The organism is Yersinia sp. KBS0713 (assembly GCF_005937895.2).
Lineage (GTDB): Bacteria > Pseudomonadota > Gammaproteobacteria > Enterobacterales > Enterobacteriaceae > Yersinia > Yersinia bercovieri.
In genome coordinates, this window is the sequence record NZ_CP042173.1 from 3,891,704 (window position 1) to 3,913,377 (window position 21,674).

Genomic DNA, 21,674 nt, shown 5'->3' on the forward strand with positions numbered 1-21,674 from the left:
ACTCGAACCGGCTGTCGAAATTTACGATGCTCATCGATAATACCCACTTGCTTCAACCACAGGTATCGAGACCTGAGCCCGCTTAAAACGGGCTCAGGCTGCTGACGAACCCCACTTTTGTGTGGTTCTGTCTTTCTAGCGACCGAAGGTCGCATTCGCGATATTTTTCCCCGGCCAGTCACTCAGATTTTTTAGCAACGCCCTCAACATGTTTCCGCATCCTGCTGCGTTGTTTTGAACGGAATATGTCATTAATAAACAATACAATAGCGTCAACAGCGCCATCTTCTTGGTGTTTTGCACCGTCGCCGCCAACAAGCACTGCATTAGTACTTTCATCAAGGGGAACGTTGGCACAGCCGCGCCACTTGACTCGCGCGACGCCGTCTGCAATAAGATCTCAGAATTTCACGGGTGCAGACTATATCCACCCCCCAAGCTGTAACCCCAATATTGGGGCACTTTATGACGAATCGGGGGCGGCGAACACGACGTCGTACCCGAGCGCCATTGGTTTCACATTGCCGTCCAGTTTTGGTGCTGTATTCGTTGGAGCCCTATCGCAATATGCCATGGAAATTTACGCCACAAATGATGCACGTGACTAATTATGCTGACCATAGTCATAGCTTCTCCCGTGCATGCCGACTACAATCATTACTTGATTTTTGCGGGCAGCATTCCGGATTTTTGATGACAAATACCATGATAAAAAATGATAAACGCTGGATTGGCGATCTGCTGGGCGGTCCGCTGATGGTTAGAGAGAGCCGGACTATTGCTGAGTTACTGCTTTCTGAACCAGACGAAATGACCTGGCAGCAGCAAATAATCGATGAAAACATCCTTCAGGCATCCTCCATAAGTACTGCGAATCGATACGCCAGAACAATAAAACTTCGGCTTATGACACTGGACCGCGAATGCTGGCAATTGATTGTCAATGGTAGTGAAAGTGAACGTCTGCAAATGCTGTTAGTCGCCTTGATGATTCAGTCTCCCATTGTCGCGGAATTTGTCGCTGATGTGGTGAACCCGGCACGTCAGCAGTTTAAAGAAAAACTCGGCGTAAATTGCTGGAATGAATTTGTGGACGAGAATCTGCGTTTGCATCCAGAACTAACGACTTTCTCTGACTCATCTATCAAAAAAATGGGCAACAACCTGATTAAGGCCCTGGCAGAAGCCGGGTACCTGGACACTCCACGCCGTCGCAATCTTCAAACTATTTTCTTGCTACCTGATGTCGCTGCGGCGTTGCATCGTTTAAACAAAGCCGAACTACTGATAATCCTGGAGGGCAACGCGTGAATGACCCAATCCTTGATTACCGTTTAAAGCAGTTAGAAGAGCGTATCGGCGATGACCGTTTTTTAAAAAACCAGGGCTCCGGCAATGAGATTGGCTTCTGGATTTTTGATTATCCGGCACAGCAGGAGCTACAGGTACGTGAGTACCTGGCGTTTCTTTTTAAGAAACTAGAAAAAAAATACACATTCACCCAGTTGAATATTTTTCAGGTCATCATCGACATGCTGGAGGAACGTAAGCTATTCGAGCGTATCTGTCAGCGTGAACCTGAACTTGGGCTGGAAACATTGAAAAAGCATCTGGCAGCGCCGCTCAGCCAGAAAAAAATCGCTGAATATATTGCCCGTACGGTAGATCTTCCCGCCCAGCAATTTGTCATTCTGACTGGGCTCGGCAACGCCTGGCCGTTGGTGCGCGGGCATGAGCTAATGAGTGCTTTACAGGATGTAATGGGTTTTACGCCACTTCTGATGTTTTACCCTGGCAATTACAGTGGATATGACCTGTCTCCGTTAGCTGGCATTAACTCCCGTAACTATTATCGAGCCTTCAGACTGGTACCCGAAACCGGTCCTGCGGCGACTTTGAACCCTCGTTAAAAGACGACAGCAATGAATATTGAACAGATTTTCGAAAAACCGCTAAAACGTAATATTAACGGCGTGGTTAAAGCCGAGCAGACCGATGACGAAAGCGCCTGGGTTGAACTGGATGAGTATGTCATCACCCGAGAACTGGATGGCCACCTACGCCAGTTTTTCGAGGTGTACGCCCCCGCCACAGGCCCCGGTAGGTTGCAACTTGCCGATAAGATGGGTGTTTGGGTTTCCGGCTTCTTTGGCTCCGGTAAATCTCACTTCATTAAAATCCTTTCTTATTTGTTGGCGAACCGCGAGGTCAGCCACAATGGCGTAACACGCAATGCGCTCTCTTTCTTTGAAGAGAAAATCGACGATGCACTGTTATTGGCCGATATTCGCAAAGCGGTTCAACACCCGACCGATGTGGTGCTGTTCAATATTGATTCGCGCGCAAACGTTGAAGATGGCGTTGATGCGATCCTCAAAGTTTTCCTGAAAGTCTTTAACGAGCTTGCTGGTTATTGCGGAGACTTCCCGCACATTGCGCATCTGGAACGCGAGCTCGATAAACGCGGTCAGTTTGATACGTTTAAAGCAGCCTTTGCCGACATTACCGGCTCTCACTGGGAAGATGAACGCGATGTCTATCTGATGATCAACGATCAGATGGCGCAAGCATTAAGCATTGCTACAGGGCAGAGTGAGGAGTCCTCTCGCCAGTGGATCGAACAACTGGATAAGAACTTCCCGCTGGATATTAAGAACTTCTGTACGTGGGTGAAGGAGTGGCTCGACATCCAGGGCAACCGTAACATTCTGTTTATGGTCGATGAGGTTGGTCAGTTCATTGGTAAAGATGCCCAGATGATGCTGAAGCTGCAAACTATCACCGAAAACCTGGGCGTTATTTGCGGTGGTCGCGCATGGGTGATTGTTACTTCCCAAGCTGACATTAATGCCGCCATTGGCGGTATGAGCAGTCGCGACGGTCAGGACTTTTCCAAAATTCAGGGGCGTTTCTCCACACGCTTACAGCTCTCCAGTTCCAATACTTCAGAAGTTATCCAGAAACGACTATTGGTCAAAACCGACGCGGCAAAACCGGCGCTGGAAGCCGTCTGGCAGGAAAAAGGCGACATTCTGCGTAACCAGTTGGCGTTCGACACAACAACCACAGCCACGCTGCGTGCTTACACCAACAGCAAAGAATTCGTTGATAACTATCCGTTTGTGCCATGGCACTACCAGATCCTACAAAAAGTCTTTGAATCGATCCGTACCAAAGGGGCTGCGGGTAAGCAGCTGGCAATGGGGGAACGCTCTCTGCTGGATGCCTTCCAGTCAGCAGCTGTGCAAATATCTGCCGATGGACTGGACAGCCTGGTCCCGTTCTGGCGTTTCTATTCCGCGATTGAAAGTTTCCTGGAACCTGCGGTCAGCCGCACCATTATTCAGGCCTGTCAGTCTTCATCGCTGACGGAATTTGACGGCAAGCTGTTAAAGACGCTGTTCCTTATCCGTTACGTCGATGTGTTGAAAAGTACCCTGGATAATCTGGTCACGCTTTCCATTGATCGTATTGATACCGACAAAGTTGAGCTACGCCGTCAAATTGAATCCAGCCTCAATCGCCTACAGGCAGAAATGCTGATCTCGCGTATTGATGACAAATTCGTTTTCCTCACCAATGAAGAAAAAGAGATCGAAAACGAAATCCGCAATATCGACATTGAGTTCACCACCATCAATAAACAACTCTCGACTATCATTTTTGACGAGATCCTGAAAAGCAAAAAGTACCGTTATCCGGCGAACAAGCAGGATTTTGATATCAGTCGTTTCTGTAATGGTCACCCGCTGGATGGTGCAAACCTTAACGATCTGGTGGTGAAGGTTCTCACGCCATTGGATTCGAACTACGAAAGCTATAGAAGTGCACATTCCAACAGCCTGCTGATGACTGACAGTAAAGACTGCATTCTGATTTGCCTGCCTGATGAAGCCCGAACCTGGCAAGACCTGACCATGTATGCGCAGACCAAATCTTTCCTCAGCAAACAAAGTGGGCAGCGCCCGGAGCAAGCAACGCTGTTGGCCGAAAAGGGCCGTGAAAATGGCATGCGCGAAAAAACACTCAAAACGCAGATTGAAGCCCTTTTGGCGCAGGCCGATGTCTGGGCGTTGGGGGAACGGCTGGATAAAAAATCCTCCTCGCCGTCGACGATTGTTGATGCCGCCTGCAGCTATGTGATCGAAAACAGTTTCTCCAAACTGAAAATGTTGCGTCTCAGTACCGGGGATGTGAACCGTGAAACCCATGCTTTGCTGACGGTAGAAAATGATACGCAGCTTGATTTGGGAGAAATGGAAGAGTCTAACCCGGAGGCGATGCGTGAAGTGGATAACTGGATCAGCATGAGTATTGATACTCACAAGCCAGTGTATCTGCGAGACATTCTCACCACCTTTGGCCGCCGTCCGTTTGGCTGGCCGGAAGATGAAGTCAAACTGCTGGTGGCTCGCCTGGCGCGTAGCGGTAAATACAGCTTCACTCTGCAAGGCAGCGAAATCGCACTCAAGCAAGCGTGGGATGCGTTTAATAATTCACGTCGCTACAGCGATTTGCGTCTGCATAAAGTTCGTCGCCATGACGAAGCACAGTTAACCAAAGCCGCGCAGTTGATGGCCGAGATTGCTGGGGAACCCTTCAACGAGCGTGAAGAGCAGCCGCTGGTATCCCACATTCGCGAATTGTTTGGCCGTTGGAAGAGCGAGCTGACTGTCTTTAAAACGCGTGCCGAAAGTGGACAAAATCCAGGCCGTAAAGAGATTGAAGAAGGTCTGGTCTTATTGAACGGGATTCTCAGTGAGAAAGAAGAGTACGCCGTTATTGAAAAAGTTACCACAGCGGCTGGCGACCTCAAAGATTTCGCTGAAGACTGGGACGATCTGGTCAGCTTCTACAAGAACCAGTATGCCACCTGGCAACGTCTGAGTGGCTCGTTGAACGGCAGTTTTAAAGCTAACCGTAATGCGCTGGAAAAAGACGAAACCGCCCAAAATACACTTCGGGAACTGGAAGCTATCTACGGAAAACCGCGACCTTACGGTGAACTGCATCGTATTATCCCGCTGATTGAAACTGTTGAGTCTGTTAACAAGCGTCTGGTGGAGGAATACCGCAACCATGCGCTTATGCAGATTACCAACCACATTGAAGATCTGAAGCAGAGCATGCAGGAGATGCACGTTCCTACTGATTTGCAGCATACGCTCTTGCATCCAATGCAGCAGTCACGCAAAAAAGTGGAACAAAACGGTCTAATCCCGCAAATTATGGACGAACAGTCTGAGGTACGTGCGCTTTTGCTTAAAGCGAACGAGCGCCTGAACGCATGGGTTGAAGAGCAGCGTAAAAAAGAACCAAAACCTGAGCCAAAACCAGGTGGCGTAGTGCCCCCTCCGGTTCCTCAACCGAAGTTGAAAAAAACCATCTACGTCAACACGCGTAAAACCATGGAACGAGCAGCGGGTGTCACAACGCTGGATAACGCCGAACAGGTCGACAAAGCGCTGGAACAATTACGTAAAACTCTAATGGATGCCATTAACGCAGGCGAACGCGTCCAGCTTCAGTAATTTCCCCATTTCAGGGCAGGCGCTGTCTGCCCTTTTCAGGATTTCACATGAATACGTCAAACATCAAAAAATATGCCCCGGTGGCACGTAAACAGTTCCGCGATGCAGTTATGCAAAAGCTGACCACGCTGGGCATTGAGGCCGATAAAAAAGGCAATCTACAAATTTCGCAGGCGACAGATCTCGGCGACAGCGTGCGTTTCGGCCAGTTTACGCTGGATAAGTCGCTGGTATCACGTCGCGAACGTCTGGTTAAACGAGCAGAAAAACAGGGTTACGAGGTGCTGGTAGAGCACATCGCTTACACCTGGTTTAACCGCTTCTGTGCCATCCGTTATATGGAGCTACATGGTTATCTGGATCACGGCTTCCGTATGCTGTCTCACCCGACGCTGGAAGGTGGTTTTGAGGTGCTGGATCATGTACCGGAAGTGGCGGATTCTCTGGGGTTGGACAAATCGCGCCTGGTGGAAATGAAGCTTGCTGGCGATCGTGACGAAGAGCTGTATCGTGAACTGCTGCTTGCGCAATGCCATACCCTTCAGGGCGCGATGCCCTTCCTGTTCGAAGCCGTCAACGATGATATCGAGCTGGTGCTGCCGGATAACCTGACCCGTACCGACTCCATTCTGCGTGGGCTGGTAGACACCATTCCTGAAGAAGACTGGGCGCAGGTCGAAGTGATCGGCTGGCTGTATCAGTTCTACATCTCAGAGAAGAAAGATGACGTGATCGGCAAGGTGGTAAAGAGCGAAGACATTCCTGCCGCTACCCAGCTGTTTACCCCGAACTGGATTGTGCAGTATCTGGTGCAGAATTCTGTGGGTCGACAGTGGCTGCAAACCTACCCGGACTCCAGCCTGAAAGGCAAAATGCCGTACTACATTGAGCCAGTAGAACAGACGCCAGAAGTTCAGGCACAGCTGGCAGCAATCACCCCATCCAGCATTGAACCAGAAAGTATCAAGGTGCTGGACCCAGCCTGCGGCTCCGGGCATATCCTGACCGAAGCCTATAACGTTCTGAAGGCGATTTACGAAGAGCGAAGCTACCGCACCCGTGATATTCCGCAGCTGATTCTGGAAAACAATATCTTTGGTTTAGATATCGATGACCGTGCAGCCCAGCTTTCTGGCTTTGCGATGCTGATGCTGGCACGTCAGGATGACCGTCGCATTCTGGCCCGTAGCGTGCGTCTGAATATTGTCTCCTTGCAGGAAAGTAAGCTGGATATCGCTGAGCTGTGGACCAAGCTGAACTTCCACCAGCAGGTACAGCGCGGCAGCATCGGCGACATGTTTGCTGAAAGGACGGCACTGGCCAATACTGACAGCGTAGAATATAAGCTGTTGATGCGTACGCTAGCACTGTTCACCAGTGCAAAAACGCTGGGGTCGCTGATTCAGGTACCTCATGAAGATGAAGCGCCGCTGAAGACATTCCTGGATGGGCTGTATCGTCTGGCTGTCGAAGGTGATATTCAGCAGAAAGAGGCAGCGGCGGAGCTAATCCCGTATATCCAGCAGGCGTGGATACTTGCGCAGCGCTATGATGCAGTTGTGGCGAACCCGCCGTATATGGGTGGGAAGGGAATGAACGGTGAATTGAAAGAGTTCGTTAAAAAACAGTTCCCCGACAGCAAATCAGATTTGTTTGCGATGTTTATGCAACATGCATTTTCTCTGTTAAAAGAAAATGGATTTAACGCGCAAGTGAATATGCAGTCGTGGATGTTCCTATCGAGCTATGAAGCGCTTCGTGGGTGGTTGTTGGATAATAAAACCTTTATTACGATGGCACATTTGGGGGCGCGGGCGTTTGGGCAAATTTCTGGTGAAGTTGTTCAAACTACGGCATGGGTGATAAAAAATATTCATACAGAGAACTACCAACCTGTATTTTTCCGATTAATTGACGGTGGCGAAGAACAAAAGAAAAATGCTTTGCTTGGGCGGGAAAATCGTTTTGATAATACTGAACAGAATGACTTCAAAAAAATCCCGGGCGCACCAATTGCTTATTGGGTAGATGAATCATGGAGATCCTCTTTCAAAAAGTATGAAAGCGTTGAGTCAAATTTTAAACCTAGAAAAGGTATTGATACCGGCGATAACGAGAAATTTCTGCGTGGATGGCATGAGGTTAGCTTCGATAAAATTGGGTTTAATATGCTATCAGAAGAGCTTTCTGAACGTTCTGGGTTAAAATGGTTTCCGTACAATAAAGGTGGAGAGTTTAGGAAATGGTACGGAAATTTTTACTATGTCATCAATTGGGAAAACAGTGGGCACGCGGTAAAAAACCATACTGATAAAAATGGAAAAATAAAAAGTAATATCAGGAATAAAGGTTTCTTTTTTAAGGCTGGAATCACTTGGACTGATATCAGTTCATCATATTTTGGCGTGAGAATTCTTCCTCAAGGATTTATTTGCGACAATAGTGGCTCTGCTTGCTACGGTAACGAGAATAAATACCCGCCATTTTTGGCAATGCTGGCATCAAAACCAACTTTCAATTTGCTTAAAATACTTAATCCTACATTGCACTTTCAAGCGGGCAATATTTCATCGCTCCCTGTGTGGGGGATTGAGAATAAAGATGTGATAAGAAATGCATCTAAAGCAATAAGTATTTCAAAGAATGATTGGGATGCTTACGAGACGTCTTGGGATTTTCAACGTAACAATTTAGTCGGAATAGGAAGGTTAGAAGATATTTATTCTTATGTAAGGAATGAACACTGCGATTGTGTAAATGAATTAAAAATAATTGAAGAATTTAATAATCGACATTTTATAGCCGAACTGGGGGTTGCATCAGCAATGGTCCCAGAAGTTGAGATAGATAGTGTGACTTTAAAATCAAACATATACCATAGATATGGCATTGGTATTAGTAAGAATGAAGGTGAAATCAGGCTCCGTTCTGATAGTTTTGCCGAGTTGCTATCTTACACAATAGGTTGCATGGTGGGCCGTTACTCCCTCGATCGCGAAGGCCTGGTCTACGCCCACGAAGGCAACAAAGGTTTTGCCGAGTTAGTCGCTGAAGGTGCTTACAAAACCTTCCCTGCCGATGAAGATGGCATCCTGCCACTTATGGATTCCGACTGGTTCGACGATGATGTCACCGCCCGCGTTAAAGAGTTTGTCCGCACTGTCTGGGGTGAAGAGCATCTGCAGGAAAACCTCGATTTCATCGCCGAAAGCCTCTGTTTATACGCTATTAAACCGAAAAAAGGCGAATCGTCACTGGATACCATCCGTCGCTATCTTTCCACGCAGTTCTGGAAAGATCATATGAAGATGTACAAGAAACGCCCGATTTACTGGCTGTTTAGCTCCGGTAAAGAGAAAGCCTTTGAATGCCTGGTGTACCTGCACCGCTATAATGACGCCACCCTGTCGCGTATGCGTACCGAATACGTAGTTCCGCTGCTGGCACGCTACCAAGGTAATATCGATCTGGTTAGCGATCAGCTTAAAAGTGCCGAATCTGGCGCAGCTACCACCCGCCTGAAAAAAGAACTGGATGGACTGAGCAAAAAATTCAACGAGCTGCGTAACTTCGATGACCGCTTGCGCCACTATGCTGATAGACGTATCACTATTGATCTGGATGACGGCGTTAAGGTTAACTACGGCAAATTTGGCGATCTGCTGGCGGATGTGAAGGCTATTACCGGTAGCGCACCTGAGGAAATCTGATGAAAATAGCGGCGATTTATACGCAGAGTGTCGGCCCATTGGGCGATGCAGAAATTAGCTTCAAAAACGACTGGACGGAAGAGGTGGAGGAGAATGTACTCCTCACCGGCCCGAACGGCTGTGGTAAATCGACGCTGCTTCGTGGTATTGCCATGCTTTGGGATGCCCTGGGATTTTGGCTGGATCGTGAAAAACCGTTACCCGCTACCCACAATGCTAAAAAATGGCTCCAGCGCTGGGAAACCTTTGCTGTCGTCATAGATGGATTAGAGTGTTCACATTTTTCTCCCGCCAGTTTTGGGTTGTTCTATGGTGATGAACGTGCTCTTGAAAGAATCATCAAATCCAGCCCAGGGGTTTATTGGGTTGGTGAAACACATTCCGACAGGAAAAAACATGCCTTTTTCGCCCAAAGCGCATACTCAAATGAATCCCTGCAAGAATATCTCAAGTTGTTACGAGTCACGCGTGCCCAGGTTGTGCTGGGGATGCTGAGTTCTGGTATGGATTTATCCATCCCGAACGTTGTTTACTTGGATGCAGAAGAGCGTCGCTGGATTATACCGAGACGAAATATTTCCGATCTAGTACAAGACGACTTAAATCAACGCTGGCTGGCAACCTATACCCCAACTTCGGACTGGAAAGGGCAGCTTGAGGCATCGCTGTTCAATATGAAAGCCACCCTACCCAATCTGTACCCTGAAATGATGAAAAATCTGAATCAGTTTTTCTCAGGGAAGGTCATTGAAGAGGACATTCATCCAGGGCAGCGCCAGCAGGTCAGGCTGGCTAACGGCGATACTCATACGCTGGATGAACTGAGTTCCGGTGAGCATCAAGTTTTGATCATGCTATTCATGGTGCAGCGCTGGCTTCAACCTGGCGGTGTTGTATTGATCGACGAACCGGATCTGCATCTTCATCCTTCCTTGGTTTCGCCACTGCTTGCGACACTGGAAAACATTATCCAGGAAAAACGTGGTCAGCTCATTTTAACTTCCCACGCTACTGATGTTTGGCAACGCTACGAAAGTTTAGGACTCCGTTATCCTCTTTCAGTTGAAAAGGGTGATGAGCAATGAAGGAGTTTGAGTGGCATATCAAGACCATACTTGAAACAAAGATCACCGAAGGAAAAAGAGCGTTAATCGTTGAAGGAAAAACGGACGAGCTTGTTTTTACTCAGTTCTTAAAAAAGGTTGATTCCCAGTGGGAAACGAGATGGGTTCTTGCTGAAGTTGGCGGTAAACGTAACGTTGTTGACATCCTTGCAGCGCAGCCTATGTGGCTGGGTATTGTTGATAGAGATGAGTGGGATAATGCTCAACTTAGCCAGAGGCAGCAGCAACTTCCTAATCTGTTAGTTTTGCCAAGGTTCTGTATTGAAAACTATGTTGTTGTCCCGAGCGAACTTTGGCATTGCTTGCCGCAGAAGCAAAAAGCAAAGCTTCCAGATGAACGAGAAGCAGCAATCCTGTCTATTGCTACGCCAATTACTGAGAATCTTGAGCGCTGGGTTCAGTTTGGCGCTCTGTGGGCAATTATTAACCCACTCTGGGATGAACTGCGGTTACTTGGTTTCAACCGCGACCTTCTCGACCCTGAGCTGGTTGTGGATGAGCAGGGTTTTCGGGCACAGTGCACTAGCTGGCATAGTCATCTTGAGCCTCAGGGACTATGGGAGAGATATCAGGATAAACTTACTGAAATTCAGGCACAGCCAGTTGATGAACAACTACGCACCATTATTCATGGCAAAAAATTTTTTAAAGCGGTTGTAACCCCAGCTTTCAGGCAATTATTTGCAATTCAGAGCGCCATTTCTGTAGAGGATTTATTCCGGAAAATGCTAGTACCCGCTGATTTGAACTTTATCTGGCAACGCATGAATTTAGCCCTAGAAGATAATTAATTATGCAATTTAAAGAACTGGAATCAGGGCTTCGTCAGAAGTTTACCGACAATCGCATCGTCTTCTGGCACGACCCGGAACAACGCTTCATCGACTCGCTCAATGAGCTGGATCTCGACGACGTCTCGCTGCTGGATATGCGCGGCGTTTCTGTGCTCGCCACAAAAAAAAGAATCGAAATCGACGAGCCAACACAGAAATTTTTACTCTATTTCACCAGTGACGTTCCTGCTCGTGAGCAAGACTGGCTGCTGGATATTCGCCTTTATAGCACCGAATTCCACGCTGACTATGCCTCTATCACCCTGAACTCATTGGGCATCCCACAGCTAGGGTTGCGTGAGCATGTTCAGCTTCGCAAAGCCTTCTTTACCGTCAAACGTACCCAGTTGCTCAAAGGCTGGGTCACCGAACGCGAAACAGAAAAATCCCTCGATAAGAAGATGCTAGCGGTAGTTGCCGGAGCCAGCACCTTTGAAACCAAAGAAATCCTGTTTGCTCTGATCCAGCAATTTGTTGCCGCAAGTCAGCAGGATGATAGTGCTCTGGAAAATACTTTCGCCGTGCTGAAAAAGCTGGAGCTGGATAAGGTCCTCTGGGAAGTCCTTAGTCTTGAACTGGGTTACCAGGCAGAAGTGCCGACGCTAGAAAACCTGTTGCTGAAACTATTCTGTACCGATCTTTGGGCACAAGGTGATGACGATCATCGCGAGTGGTTGAGTAAAAATGTGCTGACTACTGCCGCAGGTCGTGCGTCTGCTCTGGCCTTTATGGGGGCGTGGCGGAACGATCGTCGTTATAAAGCGGAATACGATTATTGTGCAGCCGATCTCCAGCAGACACTACAGCCGAAAGAGCATTACAACCACAGCTCGCCGTATGCGCTGGCAAAATGTGACACTTTCGAAGCTATCGAGCAATTGATTATCCGTGGCCTAGTTACTCAACTACAGGAAGAAAGCACGACCCTGGACAGGGACGCGTTTAAAGCGCTGGTGTCAGAGCGTAGTGCGAAATACTGGAGTCAGACCCGCCCGGAATACCTTGCCATTTGGAATGCATTACGCCAGGCTGAGCGCCTGCTGAATCTGCGTAATCATTATACTGATGGGTTTAATTTCCCCGATACCAGCGCGTTCTGGAAAGCCTACTGCAACGAAATTTATCGTTTCGATCAAACCTACCGCCTGTTCAATGAATATGCCGCCCCGGTGCATAGCAAGGGGGCGATGATCCTCCATGAACTGGATAAATTCATCGAGGAGTTGTACAGCAACTGGTATCTGGCAGAGCTGAGCCGTGGCTGGAACAAACTACTGGAAACGGAAAATCGCATGCAGACTTGGCAAATTAGCGATGTACCGTTGCAGCGTAATTTCTACAAAGATAATGTGAAACGCCAGTTTGACACTTCGCAGGTGAAACGTGTTTTTGTCGTGATTTCAGATGCATTGCGCTACGAAGTAGCAGAAGAACTGGGTCGACACATCAATCATGAGAAGCACTTCAGTGCCGAACTGCGCTCCCAGACGGGAGTGTTGCCGAGCTACACGCAGCTAGGTATGGCGGCATTGTTACCTCATGAGTCGTTGAGTTATCTGCCTGACAATTCCGGCGTGGTGTATGCCGATGGGATGTCTACCTCAGGGTTTGAAAAACGCGCCGCTATCCTAGCGAAGGTAAATGGTGTTGCGCTGAAAGCGAAGGATCTGCAGAACGCCAACAACCAGGAAGTGAACGATCAAATCCGCAACGCCTCAGTGGTGTATATCTGGCACGACACTATTGATGCTATCGGTGATAAGGCGGCAACGGAAGACAAAACCTTTGAAGCCTGTAGAAGTGCGATCACGGAGTTGAAAGATCTGGTCTCACGCCTGCGAAATCGATTTAACGCCAGCCGAATTTTTGTCACTGCCGATCATGGGTTCCTGTTCCAACAACAGGCGCTGGTGGAGCAAGATAAAACGAAGCTGGAGAGTAAAGCCGTAAATGCGATTGAAGCGAATAAGCGATTCATTATTGGGCATCAACTGCCTGAAAGTGAGTTTTGCTGGCACGGCAAACTGGCAGATACCGCAGGCGCAAGCGATGAGAGTGAATTCCTGTTACCCAAAGGGGTACAGCGTTTCCACTTTGTAGGTGGTGCGCGTTTCGTTCATGGCGGTGCCATGTTGCAGGAAGTGTGTGTTCCCGTCTTGAAGATTCGCGCGCTTGAGAAAAAAGCAGCCGAGAAACAACCACAGCGCCAGCCAGTGTCAGTTGTTGCACGGGACCACGTAATAAAACTGGTTAACAGTATTGATAAAATCGGCTTTATCCAGACGACGGCGGTGGACGACCTCAATGAACCGCGCACGCTGAATATCTTTATCGTTGATGAAAATAATCAGGTTGTCTCCGGCATGGAAACGGTTTGCTTCGATAGCGACAATGACGATATGGGTAAACGCACCCGCGATGTGACCATGAAACTCATGGGTACGGCATTCAATCGTAAAAACAAGTATGTTCTGATCCTGGAGAATGCGGACAGCGCAACAGAGTATGGCCGCTACCCAATTACGATCGATCTGGCCTTCCAGGATGACTTCTTTTAAGTGAGGCGTTATGCAACAGCAGGATAACTCGGCTAATAACATGGAAATGGCCTCTGCATTGGCTCAGGACCTGGATTCATTATTGAATCAGCACTTTCGCGGTCGCGTCGTGCGTAAGGACCTGACTAAACAACTTAAAGAAGGGGCTAATGTTCCGGTCTATGTACTGGAATATTTGCTCGGTATGTACTGTGCATCCGATGATGATGAAGTAATTGAGCAGGGCTTACAGTCCGTTAAACGCATTCTCTCTGATAACTACGTTCGTCCCGATGAAGCGGAAAAAATAAAATCTCTGATCCGTGAACGTGGTTCGTACAAAATCATCGACAAAGTCACCGTAAAGTTGAATCAAAAGAAAGATGTTTACGAAGCTCAGTTATCGAACCTGGGCATTAAGGATGCCTTGGTGTCATCTCAGATGGTTAAAGATAACGAGAAGCTACTGATGGGCGGTATCTGGTGCATGATCACCGTGAACTATTTCTATGAGGAAGGACAGAGAACGTCTCCTTTCTCGTTGATGACGCTGAAACCTATCCAGATGCCGAATATGGATATGGACGAGGTGTTTGAGGCTCGGAAACAGTTTAGCCGTGACCAGTGGATTGATTTGCTACTGCGTTCTGTGGGAATGGAGCCAGCCAATATTGAGCAACGTACAAAATGGCACTTAATTGCTCGCATGATCCCATTCGTGGAAAACAATTATAACGTTTGTGAGCTGGGGCCACGAGGTACCGGTAAAAGTCATGTTTATAAAGAGTGTTCACCTAATTCGCTGTTGGTATCCGGTGGGCAAACCACCGTGGCTAACCTGTTCTACAACATGGCCAGCCGCCAGATTGGTTTAGTCGGCATGTGGGACGTGGTGGCGTTTGATGAAGTGGCGGGAATTACTTTCAAAGACAAAGACGGCGTGCAAATCATGAAGGATTACATGGCGTCAGGATCATTCTCTCGCGGACGTGACTCCATTGAAGGAAAAGCCTCCATGGTATTTGTCGGCAACATCAATCAGAGCGTGGATACGCTTGTGAAAACTAGCCATTTACTCGCACCGTTCCCGGATGCGATGATCGATACTGCATTTTTTGATCGCTTCCACGCCTATATTCCAGGATGGGAAATTCCCAAAATGCGCCCGGAATTTTTCACCAACCGCTACGGTTTGATCACTGATTATCTTGCCGAGTACATGCGTGAAATGCGTAAGCGTAGCTTCTCAGACGCGATTGATAAATTCTTCAAGCTGGGAAACAACCTCAACCAACGTGATGTGATTGCTGTACGCCGCACTGTATCTGGCCTGTTAAAGCTAATGCATCCCTATGGGGCCTACGATAAAGAAGATGTACGTGCTTGCCTGAGCTATGCGATGGAAGTACGTCGCCGCGTGAAAGAACAGCTGAAAAAACTCGGTGGTCTTGAGTTCTTTGATGTGAACTTTAGTTATATCGATAACGAAAGCCTGGAAGAGTTTTTCGTCAGTGTGCTAGAACAAGGCGGAAGTGAACTGATACCTGTGGGGACGCCCAAACCTGGAGTAGTACATTTGGTAACCCAAGCAGATTCAGGAATGACTGGCCTCTACCGGTTTGAGACCCAGATGATGGCCGGTAATGGCAAACATGCTGTTTCAGGTTTGGGATCAAATACTGCGGCGAAGGAAGCTGTTCGTGTTGGTTTCGACTATTTTAAAGGAAACTTGAGCCGAATTAGCGCTGCAGCGAAATTCTCTGAACATGAATATCATCTTCATGTGGTAGAACTACACAATACAGGCCCAAGTACAACAACCAGTCTTGCATCGTTGATTGCCTTCTGCTCTATGTTGCTGGCAAAGCCCGTACAGGAACAGATGGTTGTCCTGGGCAGTATGACTCTGGGTGGGGTGATTAAGCCAGTACAAGATCTAGCTGCATGTCTGCAGGTGGCATTCGACAGCGGAGCCAAACGAGTGTTGCTACCAATGGCATCAGCTATGGATATCCCAACAGTGCCGACTGAATTGTTTACCAAATTCCAGGTGAGTTTTTATGCTGATCCGGTGGATGCAGTGTATAAAGCGCTTGGTGTAAATTGATCTGACGGAAACTAAGCATCCAGGAATAAATGGTTTGTCACGCTACTACACCTTTACCTACTAGTGCTTCCTTCCTGGAGATGAATTGGCAGTTAACTGTATTACGAGGAATAGCCCGCGTTGAAAAAACAAGGCATAAGAGGTAAATGCCTTGTTTTTACTATTGCGTCATATCGCTTTCAATTTACCAAAATCAAACGGACTAATCCCCTTTTCCCGATTCGCATCCAGATAATCTGCCCACCACTGGATCATCAGTCTGCGTTCATCTAAGTGCTCGGCCTTATGAATATAAGCCGCACGCACAGAGTTGCGCTCCTGATGGCTCATCTGCCGTTCTACTGCATCCCTCGACCACAATCCAGACTCAATCAATGAACTACAAGCCATGGTTCTGAAACCGTGGCCACAGACTTCAACCTTCGTGTCATATCCCATAACCCGCAGGGCTTTGTTTACCGTATTCTCACTCATGGGCTTACGTGGGTCGTGATCACCGATAAAAATCAGCTCACGGTTTCCACTCATGCTTTTGATCTTTTCCAGAATGGCGAGCGCCTGGCGGGATAAGGGGACAAGATGAGGAGTACGCATTTTTGAACCCCGGTGCGAATGCTTAACACCTTCCAGTGGTTCACGTTCTCCGGGAATGGTCCACATGGCGGTTTCAAAATCCACTTCTGACCAACGGGCAAAGCGTAATTCACTGGAGCGGATAAAGACCAATAAAGTCAATTCTACCGCTAGCCGAGTGAGTGGCCTGCCACTGTAGTAGTCGATGCGATGAAGCAACTCTGAAACGCGGTTTAACTCAAGTGCAGCACGGTGCTTTCTTTTACCAGTAGCAACGGCACCAGCCATCTCCTGCGCGGGGTTATAATCAATTAAACCGCTTTGTACTGCATAGCGCATTATTGCTGTGGTTCGTTGTTGCAGGCGGGAAGCCACCTCAAGACGCCCAGACATCTCTACGGCTTTGATTGGAGGCAAAAGATCACGGGTTCCGAGATCTGCAATATTCCGTTTGCCTATGGCTTGAAAGAGATTGTCCTCTAAGCTTTTGAGCACTCGAGCACTGTGAGCTTCTGACCATTGACGATTACTGGCATGCCACTCTCTGGCTACCACTTCAAAAGTTATCGCTTCTTGCTCCTGCTCTACCTTAACGGCTTTCTTGCTCTCACTTGGGTCCACACCGTTAGCTAACAGCTTACGAGCTTCGTCACGCCGTGCCCTGGCATCAGCCAGTGATATTTCAGGGTACTTCCCCAACGCCAACATCTTTTCTTTACCGCCAAAGCGATAGCGTAGCCGCCAGTATTTCGAGCCGTTAGGGTGAACCAGTAACACCATGCCTTCGCCGTCGGTAAGTTTATAGGCTTTTGCTTCAGGCTTGGCTGTACGAACCTTCACATCACTCAGAGCCATGTTGAGTATCCTTTCAAGGGTTCTGCGTGGGTACAAACATTATCGAACCGGGATATACCCGCAATTGTACCCACATCAGTAAGTTGATGTAGATTGAATCAGGTTGACTTATGTTGAGTGAAAAAGCGAGAAGAGCCTTGCGGGGACTGGATTTTAGACATAAAAAAAGACGTCCGTAGACGTCTCTTTACATACTAATGGTGCCGAAGGCCGGAATCGAACCGGCATGCCTCGCGGCGGTTGATTTTGAATCAACTGCGTCTACCGATTTCGCCACTTCGGCACTGAAGTAGTATGCGGAGAACGAGGTGAATTATACCTACCAATGATCCGCATGCAACTGTTATCCAATCAAGTTTAGTCTAAGTGTTGAAAAAACCGCCATCAACGCCGTTTTAGCAGCAAATAAACACTGATTAGGAGGAAAAGTATACTCGGCAACAGCGCGCCAATCACTGGAGGGATGTTGTAAACCAAACTCAGTGGACCAAATATCTGATCCAGTACGTAGAAAACAAAGCCAAAGAAGATGCCGGTGACAACCCGAACACCCATCGGCACACTGCGTAATGGACCAAAAATAAATGACAGCGCCATCAACATCATCACCGCCACCGAGAATGGCGCAAATATCTTGCCCCACATGTTCAGTTCGTAGCGACTTGATTCCTGGCCACTTTGCCTCAAGTATTTGCTGTAGTCATGCAACCCGCGGATGGAGAGTGAATCTGGATTCATGGCAACCACGCCCAGCTTCTCGGGTGTCAGGTTAGTTTTCCACTCACCGGTTAACGTCTGCGAGCCAGTCACCTGAGTCGGGTTGGTTAAATCAGATTCATCAACCTGCGATAACCGCCACAGATTGTCTTCATAAGTGGCTGTCGCCGCGTAACGAACCGACAACAGGCGGTCTTGTTTATCAAAGTGATAAATATTGACGCCAGTCAGCTCTTTGTCGCCCGATACCCGCTGAATATAGATAAAATCAGAGCCATCTTTTGCCCACAAACCAGACTGCGTCGATAGCAATGAACCACCGTACATCTGCTGTGCACGGAAGTTGCGCGCCATCTGCTCGCCTTGCGGCGCCACCCATTCGCCGATTGCCATGGTCAGCAACACCAGCGGAATGGCGGTTTTCATCACCGAAGCAGCGATTTGCATGCGGGTGAACCCCGACGCCTGCATAACCACCAACTCACTGCGGGTCGCCAATGTACCAAGGCCCAGCAAGGCACCTAACAGCGCTGCCATCGGGAAAAATATCTCAATATCCTTGGGGACACTGAGCAAGGTGTACATGCCGGCGGATGCCGCCGAGTAGTCGCCCTGCCCGACTTTTCGCAACTGATCGACAAATTTGATGATGCCAGACAACGATACCAGCATGAATAATGTCATCAGGATGGTATTGAGGATAGTCCGTCCGATATAACGGTCTAATACACCAAACATCAGGCAGCACCTCTCAATCGAGCACGTAACTTACGAGCCGGCAGGCCATCCCACAGGTTCAATATCACCGCAATAGCCAGATAAACACCATTCACGGTCCACATCCAGAGAAGCGGGTCCAGCTTGCCGTTACCTGCATTTGAGCGCAGGGAGCTTTGCAACAGGAAGAAAATCAAATACAGCAACATCGCCGGCAGCATACTGAGGACGCGGCCCTGACGCGGGTTGACCACACTCAGCGGCACCACTAACAGCGCCATGATAACCACCGACACAATCAGTGTCAGCCGCCAGTGAAACTCCGCGCGGGCGTCCGCTTCATTCGAGCGCCACAGCTGTTTCATGGTCATCTGCTCAGCCACATTGCTGTTTTGCTGCACTTCCTGATGCCCAATAATGGCCTGATAGTCGACAAAATCGGTGATGCGGAAATCGCGCAGCAGTGCGGTGCCCTCATAGCGAGTGCCTTTATTCAGGATAACCACTTGCGAGCCGTCAGGCCGCTCGGTCATATGGCCGCTATCGGCCACCACCACGGAGGGGCGCTGATTACCGTTTGGCCGCAATTGTGCCAAAAACACCCGGTTGAACTCTTTGCCCGTGACATTGCCGATAAATAAGGCTGAATTACCATCGGTTGAGGATTTAAACTGCCCGCCCGCTAATGCGGCGAGACTGGGGTTAGCCCTGGCGTCATTCAGCACTTCGTCTTGATGTTTGGACGACCAGGGGCCAAGCCAGATTGTATTGACCGCCGCCAGCGCAGAAGTGCCCAGCGCCAGAATCAGTGCCGCCAGAATCAGGGATTTTTTGCCCATGCCGCAGGCATGCATCACGGTGATTTCACTCTCCGTATACAATTTGCCTAACGTCATCAACAAGCCAAGGAATAGGCTTAATGGCAAGATAAGTTGTGCCATTTCCGGCACACCGAGCCCCAAAAGGGATAAAACCAGATTTGTTGGGATTTCACCGTCAACCGCAGCGCCTAATATCCGTACTAACTTCTGGCTAAAGAAGATTAATAGCAGGATGAACAGAATCGCAATTTGGCTCTTAAGTGTTTCCCGTACCAGATATCTAATGATGATCACGCTAATACGCCTGTGAAAACTTGTCTTTTTGCAGGAAAATCGATAGTTTCATCGTTAATCCGCCATTTATTCTCATCATATGGCAACCTTCACAACTAAAATAGTATTACAGCATCTAGCGTTTAGGTGTCCTATAGGAACATGCTTATAGTCGCCAAAACAAAACAACTTATACCGTTAAGGTTAACACACGTCGTTAACACAACGGAGCAGAGATCGTTGCGGAGCGCTATATTCTAGCGATAGCGTCCGCCTTTGTCTTTAAGATTCAGGAGAGTGCATGGAGTTCAGTGTAAAGAGCGGCAGCCCGGAAAAACAGCGCAGTGCCTGTATTGTAGTCGGCGTTTTCGAACCTCGTCGTCTATCTCCCATTGCCGAACAACTCGACAAAATTAGTGATGGCTACATCAGCGCTTTATTGCGCCGTGGTGAACTTGAAGGCAAAGTCGGGCAGACGCTGTTACTGCACCATGTGCCGAATATTCTCTCCGAGCGCATCTTGTTAATTGGCTGTGGCAAAGAGCGCGAGCTTGATGAGCGCCAGTACAAGCAAGTGATCCAGAAGACCATCAATACCCTTAATGACACCGGCTCAATGGAAGCGGTCTGCTTCTTGACTGAGCTGCATGTAAAAGGCCGCAATACTTACTGGAAGGTGCGTCAGGCGGTAGAAACCGCCAAAGAGACGCTTTACACCTTCGATCAGCTTAAAAGCAATAAAACCGAGCCTCGCCGCCCGCTGCGTAAAATGGTGTTCAACGTGCCAACTCGCCGCGAATTAACTAGCGGTGAGCGCGCAATCCAGCACGGTCTGGCGGTGGCATCCGGTATCAAAGCCGCCAAAGACTTGGGCAATATGCCGCCAAATATCTGTAATGCCGCCTATTTGGCGTCGCAGGCGCGTCAACTGGCCGATGCATTCAGCACCAATATCGTCACTCGCGTGATTGGCGAGCAGCAGATGAAAGAGCTGGGTATGCACTCTTATCTGGCGGTTGGTCATGGTTCGCAGAACGAATCATTGATGTCGGTGATAGAATATAAGGGTAATCCGAACCCTGACGCTAAGCCAATTGTGCTAGTGGGCAAAGGGCTGACCTTCGATTCCGGTGGTATCTCCATCAAGCCTGCCGAAGGCATGGACGAGATGAAATATGATATGTGCGGTGCGGCAACGGTTTATGGCGTGATGCGCGTGGTGGCTGAACTGCAACTGCCATTGAACGTGATCGGCGTGCTAGCGGGCTGTGAAAACATGCCGGGTGGTCGCGCTTATCGTCCGGGTGATATCCTGACTACCATGTCCGGCCAAACTGTTGAAGTGCTGAATACCGATGCGGAAGGCCGCCTGGTGCTGTGTGATGCGCTGACCTATGTGGAGCGTTTCGAGCCAGAGCTGGTGATTGATATCGCGACTCTGACCGGCGCGTGCGTTGTGGCGTTAGGCCACCACATCACCGGTTTGATGTCGAACCACAACCCATTGGCGCATGAGCTGATTGGGGCATCAGAGCAAGCCGGTGACCGTGCATGGCGCTTGCCGTTAGGTGATGAGTACGCCGAACAGTTAGACTCCAATTTTGCTGATATGGCAAATATTGGTGGCCGTGCCGGTGGGGCGATTACTGCGGGCTGCTTCTTGTCACGCTTTACCCGTAAATATAGCTGGGCGCACTTGGATATCGCGGGCACTGCATGGCGTTCAGGCAAGAACAAAGGCGCAACAGGCCGCCCGGTCGCGTTGTTGTCTCAGTTCCTGCTTAACCGTGCAGGGTTAAACGGCGACGATTAATCGTTTGATATACATTACGTTACTTCAAGGGCACACTTTCGTGCCCTTTTACGTCGTAGAGAA

The 21,674-nt window shown here is 48.7% G+C and carries 12 protein-coding genes, 1 tRNA gene and 1 pseudogene; 9 read left to right on the forward strand and 5 right to left on the reverse strand.

What is annotated here, in order from left to right:
- Positions 1–135 precede the first annotated feature (135 nt).
- Positions 136–342: pseudogene (locus FFE93_RS21815) on the reverse strand (IS5/IS1182 family transposase); the annotation flags it as partial.
- Between the two features lie 363 nt (positions 343–705).
- Here FFE93_RS21815 and FFE93_RS18500 point away from each other — a divergent pair.
- From FFE93_RS18500 to brxL, 8 genes are read left to right on the forward strand one after another with little or no spacing between them, the layout of a single operon-like run.
- The gene (locus FFE93_RS18500; protein ID WP_186367724.1) at positions 706–1,311 is read left to right on the forward strand and encodes a DUF1819 family protein; all 606 of its coding nucleotides are present in this window, start codon (positions 706–708) and stop codon (positions 1,309–1,311) included.
- Complete coding sequence (locus FFE93_RS18505; RefSeq protein WP_138775746.1) at positions 1,308–1,910, forward strand: DUF1788 domain-containing protein; 603 nt, start codon at positions 1,308–1,310, stop codon at positions 1,908–1,910. The genes FFE93_RS18500 and FFE93_RS18505 overlap by 4 nt, the downstream gene beginning before the upstream one ends.
- Positions 1,911–1,922: 12 nt before the next feature.
- A complete protein-coding gene (gene brxC, locus FFE93_RS18510) occupies positions 1,923–5,531 on the forward strand; it encodes a BREX system P-loop protein BrxC (RefSeq protein WP_138775748.1) in 3,609 nt (1,202 codons plus the stop codon).
- A 47-nt stretch (positions 5,532–5,578) separates the two neighbouring features.
- On the forward strand, positions 5,579–9,241 hold the full coding sequence (gene pglX / locus FFE93_RS18515) for a BREX-1 system adenine-specific DNA-methyltransferase PglX (RefSeq protein ID WP_138775750.1): 3,663 nt from the start codon (positions 5,579–5,581) through the stop codon (positions 9,239–9,241).
- Positions 9,241–10,326, forward strand: coding sequence for an AAA family ATPase (locus FFE93_RS18520; RefSeq protein ID WP_138775752.1), 1,086 nt, complete (start codon positions 9,241–9,243; stop codon positions 10,324–10,326). The genes pglX and FFE93_RS18520 overlap by 1 nt, the downstream gene beginning before the upstream one ends.
- Complete coding sequence (locus FFE93_RS18525; protein ID WP_138775754.1) at positions 10,323–11,156, forward strand: DUF4435 domain-containing protein; 834 nt, start codon at positions 10,323–10,325, stop codon at positions 11,154–11,156. The genes FFE93_RS18520 and FFE93_RS18525 overlap by 4 nt, the downstream gene beginning before the upstream one ends.
- Positions 11,157–11,158: 2 nt before the next feature.
- Positions 11,159–13,756, forward strand: a complete 2,598-nt coding sequence (pglZ, locus tag FFE93_RS18530) for a BREX-1 system phosphatase PglZ type A (protein ID WP_138775756.1) — start codon at positions 11,159–11,161, stop codon at positions 13,754–13,756.
- A 10-nt stretch (positions 13,757–13,766) separates the two neighbouring features.
- Complete coding sequence (gene brxL / locus FFE93_RS18535; protein ID WP_138775757.1) at positions 13,767–15,842, forward strand: protease Lon-related BREX system protein BrxL; 2,076 nt, start codon at positions 13,767–13,769, stop codon at positions 15,840–15,842.
- A gap of 168 nt (positions 15,843–16,010) precedes the next feature.
- Here the strand turns inward: brxL and FFE93_RS18540 are convergent, their stop codons facing one another.
- The 4 genes from FFE93_RS18540 to lptF form a co-directional block, all read right to left on the reverse strand.
- Positions 16,011–17,270, reverse strand: coding sequence for a tyrosine-type recombinase/integrase (locus FFE93_RS18540; RefSeq protein WP_138775759.1), 1,260 nt, complete (start codon positions 17,268–17,270; stop codon positions 16,011–16,013).
- Between the two features lie 198 nt (positions 17,271–17,468).
- Positions 17,469–17,553: transfer RNA gene (locus FFE93_RS18545), tRNA-Leu, on the reverse strand.
- Positions 17,554–17,654: 101 nt separating this feature from the next.
- Complete coding sequence (gene lptG, locus FFE93_RS18550; protein ID WP_049599989.1) at positions 17,655–18,725, reverse strand: LPS export ABC transporter permease LptG; 1,071 nt, start codon at positions 18,723–18,725, stop codon at positions 17,655–17,657.
- Positions 18,725–19,819: an LPS export ABC transporter permease LptF gene (gene lptF, locus FFE93_RS18555; protein WP_005276481.1), complete on the reverse strand. Its 1,095-nt coding sequence runs from the start codon at positions 19,817–19,819 to the stop codon at positions 18,725–18,727. The genes lptG and lptF overlap by 1 nt, the downstream gene beginning before the upstream one ends.
- Positions 19,820–20,099: 280 nt before the next feature.
- Here lptF and pepA point away from each other — a divergent pair, with 280 nt between their 5' ends.
- Positions 20,100–21,611 (forward strand): leucyl aminopeptidase, encoded by a 1,512-nt coding sequence (gene pepA / locus FFE93_RS18560; RefSeq protein ID WP_005276484.1) that lies wholly within the window; start codon positions 20,100–20,102, stop codon positions 21,609–21,611.
- The last annotated feature ends 63 nt before the right edge of the window (positions 21,612–21,674 follow it).